Here is a 15,442-nt window from a genome sequence, read left to right as displayed (position 1 = left end):
GTGGCCGCGCGCGTGGCCGCCCGACAGTCCCTCTCAGTAGGATCCGGCCCCATGACAGACCCCTGCCTCGCACTCCTGCGCAGCCGCCCCGAACTGGCGGAGACAGCCGCCTTCCCCTTCAACTTCGACGTGAGCCGGGCGTATCACGTGGAAGACGTGCACCTGGCATCCGGTGCGTCGTTGGAGCCGATCGCCGGAGACGACACCGGTGGCACGTTCTTCCTCTCCGGGGGAACGGCCGTGCTGTACGCCTCGTCGGAAGGGGACGCCGTGCTGATCGCCGACAGTGTCGGCGAGGCACTGGAGATGCAGATCCGGCTGCCCGAGTGGTGCGAGAACGTCACTGAGGACCTGGACGAAGAGGCGATGCGCGCCGCTGTCCGCGCGTCCGACGACGAAGCGCGCGAAGAGTACGCACCCGACCTGGACGGACAACGGGCGGCACTGCTCAGCGGTCTGGGTCTTCCGCAGCGGCCCCTGGTCGAACTCTTCGCGATGACGGAGTCAGCGGCCAGGCGCACCGAGCCGGACCATCTCCTGCTCAACTCGGCGGAGCTGTGCGCCTACCGGCTGGACGACTCCTACCGGATGTGTCTGCGTGACGTCGTCCTCGGCCCGGGACGCAAGGTGCTGCGACGGATGCGCTCCGGCGACCTCGGCGCGGCGGAGGAGGCGGCCGCGGACCCGGTGCTGCGGGCGGGCGTGCTGAGGGCGGCGCAGTTCGATCGCCGGCACGACGATCTGCCGCTGCTGCGTCCGCTGCTGGAGGCCGAGTGCGCCGTACGGACCGAGCGGTTCGAGGAACGGAGGCTGGCCGCGGTGCTCGTCGCCCTGCACGGGCAGGACGAGGATGTCCCCCTGCTGAGGTCGGCCACCACCGGGGCCATCACCGACCGTGCCGGAGCTGTCGCATGGGCCCGCGCCGAGGAGACGAGGCGGTACGGGCGGGACATCGCGACCGCGAGCGAGTTCATCTGGACCGACCTGGCGCACCGGCAGGGCCGCGTCGAGCACGCCCGCGTCGCGCTCATCCGCATGCTCGACGACACCGGCCCCGACGCCGCGCTGCTCCGGGAGCTGAGCCGGGCGCTGGAGGGCATCGGCGACCACGCGCAGGCGGCCCGCGCCCAGTTCAATCTGCTCTCGCTCCAGGACACGGCGTCGGACCGGGCCTCGGAAGCGTACGTCCTCGCCCGCCTCGAACGCCGCAAGGGCGACCTCGCGGCCGCCGGGAGGGCGCTGGGGCGGGCACGGGCGGCGGTCGGCCTCGGCGGCCCCCCACCGGACGAGGGCGTGGCCGGATGGCACCGGCGAGGGCTCGGGCGGCTGATCACGGAACAGCACCTGGAGCTGACGCTGGCCGCGGCGGAGACGGGCGACGCGGAACTCGCGTACGCGACCATGGAGCACGGCGACGTCCTGCTCGGCACCATCGGCAAGGAGTCGGCGAAGGCGCTCAGCCCGTTGTCCACGCGGGCGAGGTGGGCCGTGGCCGCCCTGCCCGCGCCCCGTGCCTGACATCCGCAAGCGGCGAGAGCCTCAGCGCGCGGCCGCCGCGCCCGTGGCCAGAGGCGAGCCAGTGGCGGCACTGCGGGGCTGGGGCCCCGGCGCGGGGCGCCAGGTGGTGACGAGGGCGGCGGCCAGGAGCAGTTCGGTGATGTCGCCGCCGTAGTACATGATCTCCGCGCCGCCCTGGACCTGGTCGACGGGGGCGTGGATGTCGATCCAGAAGCCGCCGTACATCAGCTGGGAGATCGCCGCGTGCGCGGCGATGGCGATGCCGAGGCAGACCAGGCGCGCCGGCACTCCGGGCCGCGAGGGGGCCGGGTCGGGGCCGGCGATGACGTGGGCGAACAGGCACCCGGACAGCAGGAAGTGGGCGTGCAGCAGCCAGTGCCCCGCCGCGTTGCCCGTGCTCGCGTGGTACAGGGGGGTGAAGTAGAGCAGTGCGAGGGTGCCGGTGGACAGCAGCAGCGCCACGGCGGGGTGGGTGAGGATCCGGGCCGGGCGGGTGTGCAGGGCCTTCGTCAGCTGCCGGCCGCGGGTGGCGGGCAGAGTGCGTAGCAGGAGGGTGACGGGGGCGCTGAGGACCAGGGCGAGCGGCGCGGACATGCCGATGAGCATGTGCTGGGCCATATGGCCGCGGAAGTCGTGGTGGGCGAACGGCGCCAGCGGTGGCAGCAGCGCCACCGCGAGCAGGAAGGTCCCGGTCAGGAAGGCGGCCGATCGCCACCGCCCCCACCCCCGGGCGGAGTTGCGGCGGCGGGCCCGGTGGGCCAGCAGCAGGTAGGCGGCGGAGGCGAGAAGCAGGCCGAGCACGAGGAGCAGTGTCTGCCACAGGCCGCCTGGGGCGTGGTCGCCGGGCCCGGGCATGTCGTGGTCCATCAGGCGCTCCGGGCCAGGCGGGGGCCGCCGCGGGGGGCCTCGGGATCGAACGCCTTCCCGCCGCGCTGAAGGAGCAGGCCGCCGATGATCAGGAGCAGCCCGAGGAGGAGGAAACCCATGTCCCACCACACCTGGTACGGGCCACCGTGGACGTGGTGGATGGCGAGGATCTGGTGGTCGAGGAGACCTTCGACGATATTGAACAGGCCCCAGCCGACGAGGATCCAGCCCCACAGCACCCTGGAGGTCCACACGCGTCGACGGTTGTGGGTGACGCGGGAGTAGAGGATGGCCAGGCCCAGGAGGACGGCGATCCAGCAGACGGCGTGGAAGATGCCGTCCCAGACGGTGTTCATCTCCAGTCCGGGGACCGTGCGGGGGCTGTAGTACTTCACACCGATCCGGTCGTGGTCGGTGCCGGTGAGCATGTGGTGCCATTGCAGCAGCTGGTGCAGGAGAATGCCGTCGACGAAGCCGCCCAGCCCCACCCCCAGCACGATGCCGGGCAGCTGGATGCTCGCGGCGGGTACCGCACCCGCCTGGGGCACGCCGCTACCGGCCATGGTGTGTCTCCGTCCGCTGCGCCCTTCGGCCCGTAAGCCCCGGAACACCACGTGTGCCCGGGCGAGCCCGGATCCTCACATGCCCGGCCGGTATCGGCCCGCAATGGCTGCGGTCGCGGCGGCTGCTTCTCCTGCGGGACGCCCGCGGCCGCTGACGCGGCCCCGCCGACCGTGGCGCCCGGGTGATCCGTCCCCGTGCGAGCCGGAGGGGGAGCTGATGGAGGACTACCTGCGTCAGTTCAGGCTCGGCCCGCGCACGCAGCACCTGGCCTGGCTGGACTGCGGAAGCGGCGCCGACGGCCTCGAACGGGAATGGGACCTGGGACCGGAAGGCGCTCACGGTCTCAGCCCGCAGGAGCGGGACGCGGTGCGCTTCCGGGTGGCCCAGGGCATCGTCGGGCGGCGGGCACCGCTTCGAAGGGGTGGCGGAGGTGGGCGCAGGAGGCGTTCCATCCGCCCCAGCCGTGGCGGCGGTTGCTGGGTGCGGCCGTGCGTTCGGCGGCGTCGGGGCCCGGGGCCGGCGAGGACTACACGTACGGCCGTCCGGCCCGACGCTCGGCAGGGGCGCCCGGCGTCGTCCTGCCGAGCCTGCGGCGCAGGCCTCCCCGGGTGGCGGTGGTTGTCGACACCTCCGGTTCGGTCGGCGATGGCGAACTGGGCAGTGCGCTGCTGGAGGTCGCCGCCATCTCCCGGGCGGTGGGCGGCCGGCGTGACCTGGTGACCGTCCTGGCGTGCGACGCGGCGACCCGGGTCGTGCACCCGCTGTGCCGGGCCGAGGGGATACCGCTCGTCGGCGGTGGCGGCACGGACCTGCGCTCGGGCTTCGGCAAGGCGCTCCGCTCGCAACCCCGGCCCGATGTCATCGTGGTCCTCACCGACGGACAGACCCCGTGGCCGAGCACCCCACCGCCGTGCCGGACGGTGGTGGGACTGTTCGACCGGCCTGACGCGCGGAAGTGGGACGAGGACGATGCCGAGTACGTTCCCGGCGAACCGCCTCCCTGGGCGCGCACGGTGGTCATCGGGGGCGTGGCCGTGTGAACCGCAGGGACCTACGCCCGCGTTGACGGTCCGTCCGCGCCGGGCGCTCCCGCCCGCAGCCCGTCCATCACGAGGTCCAGCAGCCGGGCGGCCCTCGGCTGCCACTCGCTGTGCGGGTCGAGCTGCCAGAGGCCGGCGATGGCCAGCAGGAAGTCGTCGGGGGTCACCCCCGGGCGGATGGTCCCCGCCTCCTCGTTCGCCCGCAGCAGGAGCGTGATGCCGCGGGTCACCGGGCCGTGGCCGAGCTGCGCCAGGCTGCCGTACCTGCCGGCGGTCGCGCGCAGGGCGACGGCCAGTCCCGCCTTCGCCATGGCGTACTGGGCCAGACGGTCCATCCACTCCCGCAGGGCCTGGTCGGGGGTGCGGGTCCTGAGCAGGTGGGCGGCGGTGTCGGCGACCTGCTGCATCTCGTAGCGGTAGACCTCCAGGACCAGGGCCTCGCGGTTGGGGAAGTTGCGGTAGAACGTGCCCTGGCCGACGCCGGCCTTCTTCGCGATCGCGCTCACCGGGGCGTCCGCCGACCGCGTCAGTTCCACCAGGGCGACGGCCAGGATGCGCTCGCGGTTCCGTTGCGCATCCGGACGTTGGGGCGTGCTCTTCTCCTCGTCCACGCCTCCTCCTTCCGGAAAAACGACCACGCCGGCCTTGCTAACCGGACAGCTGTCCGTTAGGTTCGGCAGATAAGCGGACAGCTGTCCGCTTTCTCCATCCTAGCGGTAGATCCGGCCATTGTGGCCGACCGGTGTGCCCGGTCACCTGCCCCCACCCGTTCCGCCCTCTCCCTCCCGGCACCGCTGCCGGGAACGTCTCGTTCGACGCGCACAAGAACGCGAAAGAAGGCTGATCATGGCCCCATCGACGTCCAGTGACCTCACCCTGAACATCAATGGCGAAAAATACACGTTGCCCGTCGACCACCGCACCACCCTGCTCGACGCCCTGCGCGAGCGTCTCGATCTGACCGGCACCAAGAAGGGCTGCGACCAGGGGCAGTGCGGTGCCTGCACGGTACTGCTCGACGGACGGCGGGCCGTTTCCTGTCTGCAGCTCGCGGTCGCGGCCGAGGGCCGCGCGATCACCACCATCGAAGGCGTCGCCGACGGGGACCGGCTGCACCCCGTGCAGCAGGCCTTCCTCGACCTCGACGGCTACCAGTGCGGCTACTGCACCCCGGGCCAGATCTGTTCGGCGCTCGCGGTGATCGAGGAACACGCGGCGGGCTGGCCGAGTGCCGTGACGGACGACATCCGGCCGGAAGCGGGGCCGCCTGCTCTCACCGCCGAGGAGATCCGCGAGCGGATGAGCGGCAATCTCTGCCGCTGCGGCGCCTACATGTCGATCGTGCAGGCCGTGGCACGGGCGGCCGAAGAGTCCGCGGCCGGCGCCGAGGAGACTGTCGCATGAAGGAATTCGGATACGAACGCGCTCTCGACGTCTCCGGGGCGGTGGCCCTGCTCGCGGAAGACCCGGGCGCCCGCCTCCTCGGTGGCGGAACCAATCTCGTCGACCTGATGAAGGCCGGTGTGGAACGGCCGACACTCCTCGTCGACGTCCAGGAACTCCCGCTCGACGAGGTCGTGTTCACACCCGGCGGTGGGTTGCGCATCGGTGCGACCGTCACCAACAGCGACCTCGCCGCCCATGCCGAGGTCCGCCGGCACTACCCGGCCCTGGCGCAGGCACTCCTGGCCGGCGCCTCCGGTCAGCTGCGCAATATGGCCACGGTCGGCGGAAATCTGCTCCAGCGGACCCGCTGCGGCTACTTCGGCGACCTCACCAAGCCGTGCAACAAGCGCGTACCCGGCAGTGGCTGCCCCGCGCGGACGGGCGAGCACCACAACCACGCGATCCTCGGAGCCTCCGAGCACTGCGTGGCGACGCATCCCTCGGACATGGCGGTCGCGCTGGCGGCCTTCGACGCCGTCGTCTCGTACGAGACGGCCGACGGCCCGGGTGAGCTGCCCCTCGCCGACTTCTACCTTCCGGTGGGGGAGACCCCGCACATGGAGACGGCCCTCCCGCCCGGCGCCCTGATCACCGGGGTCACCGTGCCGCCCGCCGCGGTCGCCGCGCACTCCCGCTACCGGAAGGTGCGCGAACGCGCCTCCTTCGCGTTCGCGATCGGCTCCGTCGCCGCGGCGCTCGCCGTCGAGGACGGAGTCGTACGGGAGGTGCGTCTGGCCTTCGGCGCGGTGGCGTCCCGGCCGTGGCGGGCCCGTGCGGCCGAGGAGGCCCTGACCGGTGGCCCGGCGAACGCGGAGGCGTTCGCCGCGGCGGCGGATGCCGAACTGGCGGCCGCCGAAGCCCTTGTGGACAACGCCTACAAGGTGACCCTGATGCGCAACCTCGTCATTGCCGTGCTCACCGAACTCGCCGAGGAGGCCGCCCGATGACCACCACGACCGAGAACTCCACCGTGACGGGAGCCGTCGGCTCCGCCCGTACCCGAGTGGAGGGCAGGGACAAGGTCACCGGCGCGGCCCGCTACGCCGGAGAGATCCCCTTCGCCGAACTGGCCCACGGGTGGCTGGCGTTGTCCACCGTGGCCCGCGGCCGGATCGTGTCCGTGGAGGACGGCCCCGTCCGGGACATGCCCGGAGTCCTCACCGTGCTCCACCACGGGAACGCGCCGCGCGTGGACACGGATTACAGGGGCATGCTGGGACGTCCCAACCCGGTGGTCGGCCTCTTCCAGCACGACCGGGTGCCCTTCATGGGCTGGCCCGTGGCACTCGTCGTCGCCGAGACGTCCGAGCAGGCCCGGGAGGCCGCCGAGGCGCTGGTGGTGCGCTACGACGAGGAACCGCACGACGTGGGCTTCTTCACCGGACACTCCGGTACCTACACCCCCGGCGAGAACGCGATGGCCCAGGCCGACACGGAGAAGGGGGACCTGGAGGCCCGGCTGCGGGAGGCCGCGTTCGTCGTGGACGAGGAGTACTCCACCCCCGAGGAGCACCACAACTCCATGGAGCCGCACGCGGCGACGGCCCGGTGGGAGGGCGGCCGGCTGGAGGTCCTCGACTCCAACCAGGGCACCTTCTGGGTGGCGAGCGAGCTCGCGTCGCTCTTCTCCCTCGACCCCGGCTCCGTCCGGGTGCGGTCCGAGCACGTCGGCGGCGGTTTCGGATCGAAGGGCCTCGCGCCCCACCAGGTGGCCGCCGTGATGGCGACGACCCTGCTCCACCGACCTGTCCGCGTCGTCCTGACGCGCCGGCAGATGTTCTCGCTGGTCGGATTCCGCAGCCCCACCGCGCAGCGGGTCACCCTCGGAGCCGACGCCGCCGGCCGCCTGCGGGCCTTCGACCACCGGTCACTGAGTCTCACGTCGACCGTGCACGAGTTCGTCGAGCCGGGCGCCAGTGCGGGACGCACCATGTACGACGCCGACGCGCACCGCACCCGGCACCGGCTGGTGCGCCTCGACGTGCCGACCCCGACCTGGATGCGGGCGCCGGGAGAGGCGCCGGGGTCCTTCGCCCTCGAGTCGGCCATCGACGAACTGGCCGAGAAGTGCGGCCTGGACCCGATGGAGCTGCGGGCGCGCAACGAGCCCTCGGCCGGCCCCGTATCGGGGCTGCCCTACAGCCGCCGCAACCTGACCGCCTGCTTCGAGGAGGGCGCCCGCCGCTTCGGCTGGGCCGGCCGGGACCCACGTCCCGGGCTGCGCCGCGAGGGGCGCTGGCTCCTCGGGACCGGCATGGCGGCGGCGTCCTTCCCCGCGGGGGTCGGCCCGTCCACGGCGGCCGTGACCGCGGAGCAGGACGGCGGCTACACCGTACGGATCAACGCGGCGGACATCGGTACCGGCGCGCGGACCGCGATGCTCTCGGTCGCCGCGGACGCGCTGCGGGTGGACCCGTCCCGGATCCGGGTACGTCTCGGGGACAGCGACCTCGGCCCGGCCTGGATCGCCGGCGGGTCCATGGGCACGCGCTCCTGGGCCTGGGCGGTGCGACTGGCGGCGGACGAGCTGCGCGAAATGCTCGCGCTCGGCGGATCCGTTCCGCCCGAGGGACTCACCGCCCGGTCGGACACCACCGAGGCCATCGGAGCCCTGGCGCAGAAGGAACGGCACTCCTACGGGGCGCAGTTCGCCGAGGCGGCCGTGGACGTCACCACCGGCGAGGTACGCGTACGAAGGCTGCTGGGCATCTTCGCCGCGGGGACCGTCGTCAACCCGCTCACCGCCCGCAGCCAGCTCGTCGGCGGCATGACCTGGGGGCTCTCCATGGCCCTGCACGAGGAGGCGGTCCGCGACCAGGCCTCCGGCGGCTACGTCAACGCCGACCTGGCCGGCTACCACGTCGCCGCCCACGCCGATGTGCAGAACATCGAGGCGGGCTGGGTGGACGACCACGACCCCGAGGACCCGATCGGGATCAAGGGCATCGGCGAGATCGGCATCGTAGGCGTCGCCGCGGCGATCGCCAACGCGGTGTGGCATGCGACCGGCGTGCGTCACCGCCGCCTGCCGATCCGCCCCGACCGCGTCCTCGCGGCGGCGGAAGAGGCGCGACAGCGGGCCGCGGGGGGAGCCCGGGGTGCTTGACATCGCGGAGGCGCTGCACCGCTGGTCCGAGGACGGCCGCGCCTTCGCCGTCGCCACCGTGGTGGCGGTCGACGGCAGCGCTCCTCGTGCCCCCGGCGCGGCCATGGCCGTCGACGCCGAGGGCACCGCGGTCGGCTCGGTCTCCGGCGGCTGCGTGGAAGGGGCCGTGTACGAACTCTGCGTCCAGGCGCTCCAGGACGGCCGGACGGTACGGGAGCGGTTCGGCTACAGCGACGACGACGCCTTCGCCGTGGGACTCACCTGCGGCGGTGTCATCGACGTCGTCGTCGCACCGGTCCGCTCCGGGGAGCCGGTGCTCCGGGCGGCGTTGTCGGCGGCCGGCCGCGACGAGCCGGTGGCCCTCGCCCGGGTGGTGCGCGGGCCGGACGCTCTGCTCGGCCGGCCGCTGCTGGTCCGCGGCGACGGATCGTACGAGGGGAGTCTCGACGGCCGTCCGGCCCTGGACCGCAGAGCGGCCGCGGAGGCCCGCGCGCTCCTGGACGCCGGCCGCACCGGCGCCGTGGAGATCGCCGAGGACGGGACGAGCTGTCCGGGCGGACTGACGCTGTTCGTCGAGTCGAGCGTGCCGCCGCCCCGGATGATCGTGTTCGGCGCCGTGGACTTCGCCACGGCGCTCGTGCGGGCGGGCAAGTTCCTCGGCCACCACGTGACGGTGTGCGACGCCCGGCCCGTCTTCGCCACCCGCGCCCGCTTCCCCGAGGCGGACGAGGTGGTGGTGGACTGGCCGCACCGGTATCTCGCGGGCACCGCCACCGACGCCCGTACCGTCCTGTGCGTGCTGACCCACGACGCCAGGTTCGACCTTCCGCTGCTGGAGACGGCCCTGCGGCAGCCGGTCGCCTACGTCGGCGCGATGGGTTCGCGCCGCACGCACGAGGAGCGTCACCAGCGGCTGAGGGAAGCCGGCGTGACCGAGGCCGAGTTGGATCGCCTTCGTTCCCCGATCGGCCTCGACCTCGGCGCCCGTACGCCGGAGGAGACGGCCCTGTCCATCGCGGCGGAGATCGTGGCGGAGCGCCGGGGCGGGACGGGTGCTCCGCTGACCGGAGTGCGGACGCCCATCCACCACGACGTCGACAGCACGCCGCGCACCGGCGAACAGCCGTAGGGCCGTCCGTCCCCGGGCGGTCTCAGCCGTCGAACCGGGTGACGACTCGGCGGAGTTGACGAGGGAAGTGCTGGACTGAGGCGGATGTCAGAGGGATGCGGTTGACTGCGGGTCATGGTCGAACCCTCATTCGTCAACACGGTCTGGCAGCACCTCCGTCCCGTGCTCGGGCCCGCTCCCGCGCCCCGTCCGGCCGTCATCCTGGACGTGCCGGACGGGACGGATCTCCATGAACTCGTCGACGGGATCTCCGGCAGAGCGGGGACGCCCCGGACGCTGATCGACGACGGCCGAAGGGTGGAGCCGCTCGACGCGCGGACCGGACAGCCGCTCGTCGAGGCCTTCGGCACGGAGCTGCTGGAGATGCGTGCGTGGCCGCACTGGAACGACTGGATCGGCTGCGCCCGGGTGGTCCGCGCCGGACGGGAGCATGCGCTCGTCGTGATCGCCGACCGGGCGGACCCGGCCGCGGAGGGAATCCCTGAGGGTGCCTCGTGGCCCGAGAGGCTGCGCCTGCTCACGGGCTGGGAGCCGCCTCCCCGTACGCCGGTCGACTGGCAGGCCGCCGAACAGGCCCTGGGCACACGGCTGCCGGGCGACTACAAGGAGATCGTCGACCTGTTCGGGTACGGAAGCTTCGACACGTACCTCGAACTGCTCGTCCCCGGGGTGCGCGGCCTGGACCTCGTGGAGTGGGCCACCGGGGACGCGGTCCACGCCCGCGACCTCTGGCGGCCCCATTCCGTCTTCCCGGCACCGGGAGGCATCCTGCGCTGGGGAACGTCGGAGCAGGAACTCGATTTCGTCTGGCAGACGGGTGCGCCCGATCCGGACGACTGGACCGTACTCGTGCGTACGGACTTCGACACCTGGGAGCGACACGAGTCCGGTATGGGCGAGTTCCTCGTGCGCCTGCTCACGGACGAGCGGCTCGGCTATCCCACGCACCGCATAGCCGCCCACTGCTTCATGGACTACGCGTGAGCGTCGTCGCCGGGGCGGCCGTCGCCGGGTCCGGCGGGGGTTCCGTGAGCTTGGACATGGGCATGCCATGGCATGGCTGTGTCCGGCAGGCGTGAACCAGGAGGAAGCAGTGAAGAACACAGGACGACTCCGTAAGGCGTTATTCCCCCTGGCCGCCGCGGCGGTCCTGGTCGTCGGCGCGTCCGGCAGCGCCTTCGCGGCCGTGCCGGGCGCGCTGCCCGCGAACGCGGACGCGCTGGAGCAGACGTTCCAGCCCGCCTTCGACTACGACGGCGACGGCTGCTACCCGACACCCGCCATCGGCGCCGACGGGGCCGTGGCTCCCGGCCTGAACACCACGGGCGCCGTCAACGGCAGTTGCCACGACGCCTGGGACCTGGACAACACCAACGGCTACGCACGCTCCCTGTGCAACAACGGCTGGTGCGCCATCATGTACGGCCTCTACTTCGAGAAGGACCAGGCCGTCGCCGGAAGCGGTCTCGGCGGGCACCGTCACGACTGGGAGCACGTCGTGGTGTGGGTGCAGGACAACGAGGCGAAGTACGTGTCCACCTCCGCCCACGGCGACTTCCAGGTGTACGGCCGCGACGGGATGCTGTGGGACGGCACGCACCCCAAGGTCGTCTACCACAAGGACGGAATCGGAACCCACTGCTTCCGCCGCGCGACCACCGGCGACGAGCCGCCGGAGAACCACTACCACCAGTGGCAGTTCCCCGATCTGGTCGGCTGGAACGGCTACCCCGCCGGCATCCGGGAGAAGCTGGTGCAGGCCGACTTCGGCAGCGCCGTCTTCGGTCTCAAGGACGGCAACTTCGCCGGCCACCTGGCCAAGGCGAAGCCCGCCGGGATCCCCTTCGACCCCTACGCCTGACCGGCCACGAAGGGGGCGGCGAGGCGAATCGCCGCCCCCCGGTTCCGAGAGGACACCAACGTATGACGCGCAGCACCACCCGGATCGCACACCTGCGTGCGGCAGGCGTGAGTTTCGTCGTCGAACTCCGCACCCCACTGCCCCGTGTCCTGCACTGGGGCGAGGACCTCGGGGAGCTTACCGACGACGCTCTCGCGTCCCTGGCGCTGTCGGCGGACGCCGCCTCGCTCCACTGCGCACTCGACGAGCCACGGCAGTTCACGGTCTGGCCCACCCAGGCCGAGGGCTGGTCGGGCACCCCCGCCCACGAGGGCCACCGGGCCGGGACGGCCACCACGCCCCGCGTCGTGATGACCGGAGCCGAGGAGAGCCCGGACGCGCTCGTCATCACCCTGCGGGACACCGACGCCGGGCTCGACCTCACCCTCACCTACCGGCTCGACCCGTCCGGTGTCCTCGGTGTGCGCACCCGGCTGTCCTCCCCGGCCGACGCCCCCGGGGCCGCCCCGTACGACCTCGCCTCCACCACCACCCTGCTCCCCCTGCCGCACCGCGCCCAGGAGATCCTGGACTTCACCGGCAAATGGTGCCGCGAACGCTCCCCGCAGCGGGGGCCGCTCGCCTTCGCCGGCCACGTCCGTGAGGTCCGCCGGGGGCGGCCCGGCCTGGACGCGCCCTATCTGCTGACGGTCGGCGTGCCCGGATTCGGCTTCCGTACGGGCGAGGTCTGGGCCCTGCACGTCGGCTGGAGCGGCAACCAGCGCTGGCTCGCCGAGCGGCTGCCCGAGGGGGCCGGAGTGCACGGCGGCGTCCTCGGCGGGGGCGAACTGCTGTCACCCGGCGAGATCCGGCTCACCCCCGGCGACAGCTACACCTCGCCGGAGTGCTTCTTCGCCTGGTCCGCCGACGGTCTGGACGGTCTCGCGGGACGCTTCCACACGATGCTCCGATCCCGTCCCGGGCACCCCTCGTCGCCGCGTCCGCTGACCCTGAACACCTGGGAGGCCGTCTACTTCGACCACCGGCCCGAACGGCTCCTCGCCCTGGCCGACGCCGCCGCCGCGGTCGGCGTGGAGCGCCTCGTCCTGGACGACGGCTGGTTCCTCGGCCGGCGCGACGACACGGCCGGGCTCGGCGACTGGACGGCCGACCCGCGGATGTGGCCCCAGGGGCTGACCCCGCTCGCGGACCGGGTGCACGCCCACGGCATGCAGTTCGGCCTCTGGGTGGAACCGGAGATGGTGAACCTCCGCTCCCGCCTCGCACAGGAGCACCCGGAGTGGATCCTCGGCCCGTCCGCGGGCCTGGGGCCGAGCTCCCGCCACCAGTACGTGCTCAACGTGGCCCACGAGGAGGCGTTCGCGTATCTGCTGGAGGCGCTGGACACCCTCGTCGCCGCGTACCGCATCGACTACCTGAAGTGGGACCACAACCGGGAACTGCACGAGGCGGTCCACCGCGGCGCGCCCGGCGGTGACCGGCCGGGGGTGCACGCCCAGACGCGGGCCCTGTACCGGCTGATGGACACGCTCAGGTCCCGCCGGCAAGGCCTGGAGATCGAATCGTGCTCCAGCGGGGGCGGACGCGTCGACCTCGGCGTCCTCGCCCGCACGGACCGGGTGTGGGCCTCGGACTGCAACGACCCGGTGGAGCGCCAGTCCATCCAGCGCTGGACGGGGCAGCTGCTGCCGCCGGAACTCGTGGGCACCCATGTCGGGGGCCCGCGCAGCCACACGACGGGCCGGGTCGCCGACGACTCGTTCCGCCTGATCACCGCCCTGTTCGGACACGCCGGCATCGAGGACGACCTGACGGCGCGCACCCCCGCGGAGCGGGACGTGCTGACCCGGTGGGCGGCGCTGTACAAGGAGGTACGGGGGCTGCTGCACGGTGGACGGGTCGTCAGGGCGGACCTCGGCGACGACGCGACGTACCTGCACGGAGTCGTCGCGCCGGACGCCGGTGCGGCGCTGTACTGCTGGGCGCGGACGGAGACCTCCGTGCCGGCTCAGTCGGGCCGCGTCCGCCTCCCCGGCCTGGCCCCCGGCCGGCCCTACCGGGTCCGCATCCGGACGGAGGCCGGGCTGCCCTCCATGCACCAGACCCTCGCCCCCGCCTGGTACCGGGCCGCGGTCGAGGGCTGGGTACCGATGGCCGGCACGGTACTGACCCGGGCGGGGCTGCCCATGCCGACGCTCAACCCGGGGCAGGCGCTGCTGATCGAGGCCGCCGCCTCATAGTCCGGGAACCGGGAGGTCCTGGTGCTCCTCCTCCGGGAACAGGCGGAGTTCCCGGCCCCGCCACCGCCGCCGCAGCCAGCGGTCGTGGCTGGCGAGCACGATGGCTCCGGGGCCCGTCCCCAGGGCCTCCTCCAGTTCGTCGCACAGACGCGGGGACAGGTGGTTCGTGGGCTCGTCCAGCAGCAGGAGCTGCGGCGGGCGCGCCGTCAGCACGGCCAGGGCGAGCCTGCGGCGCTGGCCCACCGACACCTGTCCCACCGGCTTGTCCAGGTCTCCCTCGTGGATCAGTCCGAGCGAGACCAGCGGCACCTCCTCGGCCCGTGCGAAGCCGAGCGCCTTCTCGTAGGTCTCCCGGACGGTACGGTCCGGCCGGGCGAACTCCGTGTCCTGGGTGAGGGCCCCCACCGTCAGCCCCGGACGCCGGTCCACCTCTCCCTCGACGGGGAGCCGTTCGGCCGCGCGACCCCCGGCGAGCACCGCGAGGAGCGTCGACTTCCCCGCGCCGTTGCCGCCCGTGACCAGCAGGCGTTCGCCCGCTGTGACGTCGAGGCGGTCCACGGCCAGGCGGCCCGGAACACGCAGAGCGCGCAGGGACACGAGGGTGCCTTCCTCCGCCGGCCCGGCCAGCGAGGTGTACCGGAACCGCAGCGGCGCGGGCGGCTCAGCGATCCGGTCGCGCTCCAGTTCCTCCAGCCGGCGGGAGGCGTTGCGGACCCGGCGCGCGATCTGGCTCTGCACGCGGCCGGCCCGTACGCCGTACCCCATCTTCTCGTTGTCGCGCGGTGCCCGGTCCGGCGCGACCATGCGCGCGGTCACATCGGCCGAGCGCCGCAGCGCCTCCAGTTCCTGCTGCTCCTCGGTGTAGCGCCGTTCCCAGCGCGCCCGTTCGGCCCGCTTCCCGGCCAGATAGGCGCTGTAGCCGCCGCCGTACCGTACGGGGCCGTCGACGGCCGGATCGAGGTCGACCAGGTCCGTGCAGACGGCCTCCAGGAAGGCCCGGTCGTGGCTGGCGATCACCACGGGCCCCGGCATGCCGCGCAGTTGCTCCTCCGCGAACGCGGCGGCCTCGTCGTCGAGGTGGTTGGTCGGCTCGTCCAGCAGCAGGGCCGAGGGCCGCCGCACCAGGAGCGCGGCGAGCGCGAGGCGGCCGCGTTGCCCTCCCGAGAGCGAGCCGAGCGTCCGGCCGTGCGCCAGCGCCGCGAGGCCGAGCCCGGTGAGCAGGACCGCGGCGCGTCGGTCGGCGTCCCACGTCTCGCGATCCTCGGCCTGTTGGAGCCGCACGCCGTACGCCTCCAGGAGCGCGGTGTGGTCCGGGGCACTCTGCGGGGTGCGGGCGAGCAGCGCGGAGAGCCGGTCGAGCTCCGCCAGGTCCGCCCGGGCCTCCCTGAGGGCGTCGTCCAGTACGTCGGCGATCGTCGAACCGGCGTCGAACGCCATCTCCTGGTGCAGGAAGCCCACATCGGCGGGCCGGGTCACATGGCCGGAGTCCGGTTCGTCAGTCCCGGCCAGGAGGCGCAGCAGAGTCGACTTCCCGACTCCGTTCTCCCCGATCAGGCCGATGCGGTGGCCGGGCGACGCGGTCAGTGACACTCCGTCCAGTACCCGCCGCGCACCGAAGGCGCGGACGAGATCGTGTGCGAGCAGGGCGGGCGGGGGTGTGGGGTTGCTCAT

Annotated in this window: 12 protein-coding genes and 1 pseudogene; 9 read left to right on the top strand and 4 right to left on the bottom strand. The window is 73.0% G+C overall.

What is annotated here, in order from left to right; genetic code table 11:
* The first annotated feature begins 51 nt into the window (after positions 1-51).
* Complete coding sequence (locus ABZ454_RS04415) at positions 52-1,518, top strand: hypothetical protein (RefSeq protein WP_359536021.1); 1,467 nt, start codon at positions 52-54, stop codon at positions 1,516-1,518.
* Between the two features lie 21 nt (positions 1,519-1,539).
* Here the strand turns inward: ABZ454_RS04415 and ABZ454_RS04410 are convergent, their stop codons facing one another.
* Together ABZ454_RS04410 and ABZ454_RS04405 are read right to left on the bottom strand one after the other, a co-directional pair.
* Positions 1,540-2,385 (bottom strand): cytochrome c oxidase assembly protein, encoded by an 846-nt coding sequence (locus ABZ454_RS04410; protein ID WP_359536020.1) that lies wholly within the window; start codon positions 2,383-2,385, stop codon positions 1,540-1,542.
* Entirely contained in the window at positions 2,385-2,948 is a 564-nt protein-coding gene (locus ABZ454_RS04405; RefSeq protein ID WP_359536019.1) for a DUF2243 domain-containing protein, read from the bottom strand. Before ABZ454_RS04405 ends, ABZ454_RS04410 begins: the two co-directional genes overlap by 1 nt.
* 202 nt (positions 2,949-3,150) lie before the next feature.
* Between ABZ454_RS04405 and ABZ454_RS04400 the strand changes: the two are divergent.
* A pseudogene (locus tag ABZ454_RS04400) lies at positions 3,151-3,989 on the top strand (VWA-like domain-containing protein); the annotation flags it as partial.
* Positions 3,990-4,000: 11 nt separating this feature from the next.
* On the opposite strand, the gene ABZ454_RS04395 reads toward ABZ454_RS04400, so the two are convergent.
* Positions 4,001-4,600, bottom strand: a complete 600-nt coding sequence (locus ABZ454_RS04395) for a TetR/AcrR family transcriptional regulator (protein ID WP_359536018.1) — start codon at positions 4,598-4,600, stop codon at positions 4,001-4,003.
* Positions 4,601-4,835: 235 nt separating this feature from the next.
* Between ABZ454_RS04395 and ABZ454_RS04390 the strand changes: the two genes are divergently transcribed.
* The 7 genes from ABZ454_RS04390 (at position 4,836) to ABZ454_RS04360 (ending at position 13,771) form a co-directional block, all read left to right on the top strand.
* Positions 4,836-5,393, top strand: coding sequence for a 2Fe-2S iron-sulfur cluster-binding protein (locus ABZ454_RS04390; RefSeq protein WP_356324174.1), 558 nt, complete (start codon positions 4,836-4,838; stop codon positions 5,391-5,393).
* Positions 5,390-6,382, top strand: coding sequence for a xanthine dehydrogenase family protein subunit M (locus tag ABZ454_RS04385; protein WP_359536017.1), 993 nt, complete (start codon positions 5,390-5,392; stop codon positions 6,380-6,382). Before ABZ454_RS04390 ends, ABZ454_RS04385 begins: the two co-directional genes overlap by 4 nt.
* Entirely contained in the window at positions 6,379-8,541 is a 2,163-nt protein-coding gene (locus tag ABZ454_RS04380; RefSeq protein WP_359536016.1) for a xanthine dehydrogenase family protein molybdopterin-binding subunit, read from the top strand. Before ABZ454_RS04385 ends, ABZ454_RS04380 begins: the two co-directional genes overlap by 4 nt.
* Positions 8,534-9,670, top strand: coding sequence for an XdhC/CoxI family protein (locus tag ABZ454_RS04375; RefSeq protein WP_359536015.1), 1,137 nt, complete (start codon positions 8,534-8,536; stop codon positions 9,668-9,670). Before ABZ454_RS04380 ends, ABZ454_RS04375 begins: the two co-directional genes overlap by 8 nt.
* A 114-nt stretch (positions 9,671-9,784) precedes the next feature.
* Positions 9,785-10,654, top strand: a complete 870-nt coding sequence (locus ABZ454_RS04370; RefSeq protein ID WP_359536014.1) for an SMI1/KNR4 family protein — start codon at positions 9,785-9,787, stop codon at positions 10,652-10,654.
* Between the two features lie 109 nt (positions 10,655-10,763).
* On the top strand, positions 10,764-11,531 hold the full coding sequence (locus ABZ454_RS04365) for an NPP1 family protein (RefSeq protein ID WP_359536013.1): 768 nt from the start codon (positions 10,764-10,766) through the stop codon (positions 11,529-11,531).
* Positions 11,532-11,593: 62 nt separating this feature from the next.
* Complete coding sequence (locus tag ABZ454_RS04360) at positions 11,594-13,771, top strand: alpha-galactosidase (RefSeq protein ID WP_359536012.1); 2,178 nt, start codon at positions 11,594-11,596, stop codon at positions 13,769-13,771.
* Here ABZ454_RS04360 and ABZ454_RS04355 read toward each other — a convergent pair.
* On the bottom strand, positions 13,766-15,442 hold the full coding sequence (locus ABZ454_RS04355; protein WP_359536011.1) for an ABC-F family ATP-binding cassette domain-containing protein: 1,677 nt from the start codon (positions 15,440-15,442) through the stop codon (positions 13,766-13,768). The two genes, ABZ454_RS04360 and ABZ454_RS04355, sit on opposite strands and share 6 nt — an antisense overlap.

The sequence above is a fragment of the Streptomyces sp. NPDC005803 genome (assembly GCF_040630435.1).
Taxonomy (GTDB): domain Bacteria; phylum Actinomycetota; class Actinomycetes; order Streptomycetales; family Streptomycetaceae; genus Streptomyces.
The sequence above is the reverse complement of the archived record's forward strand: the minus strand, read 5'-3'. Positions and strand labels throughout refer to the sequence as shown.

Excerpts from the sequence above, each read along its gene's own strand:
- ABZ454_RS04360 (WP_359536012.1), top strand. The coding sequence starts at position 11,594 with ATGACGCGCAGCACCACCCGGATCGCACACCTGCGTGCGGCAGGCGTG.
- ABZ454_RS04390 (WP_356324174.1), top strand. The coding sequence starts at position 4,836 with ATGGCCCCATCGACGTCCAGTGACCTCACCCTGAACATCAATGGCGAA.
- ABZ454_RS04385 (WP_359536017.1), top strand. The coding sequence starts at position 5,390 with ATGAAGGAATTCGGATACGAACGCGCTCTCGACGTCTCCGGGGCGGTG.
- ABZ454_RS04355 (WP_359536011.1), bottom strand. The coding sequence starts at position 15,442 with ATGAGCAACCCCACACCCCCGCCCGCCCTGCTCGCACACGATCTCGTC.
- ABZ454_RS04380 (WP_359536016.1), top strand. The coding sequence starts at position 6,379 with ATGACCACCACGACCGAGAACTCCACCGTGACGGGAGCCGTCGGCTCC.
- ABZ454_RS04405 (WP_359536019.1), bottom strand. The coding sequence starts at position 2,948 with ATGGCCGGTAGCGGCGTGCCCCAGGCGGGTGCGGTACCCGCCGCGAGC.
- ABZ454_RS04370 (WP_359536014.1), top strand. The coding sequence starts at position 9,785 with ATGGTCGAACCCTCATTCGTCAACACGGTCTGGCAGCACCTCCGTCCC.
- ABZ454_RS04415 (WP_359536021.1), top strand. The coding sequence starts at position 52 with ATGACAGACCCCTGCCTCGCACTCCTGCGCAGCCGCCCCGAACTGGCG.
- ABZ454_RS04410 (WP_359536020.1), bottom strand. The coding sequence starts at position 2,385 with ATGGACCACGACATGCCCGGGCCCGGCGACCACGCCCCAGGCGGCCTG.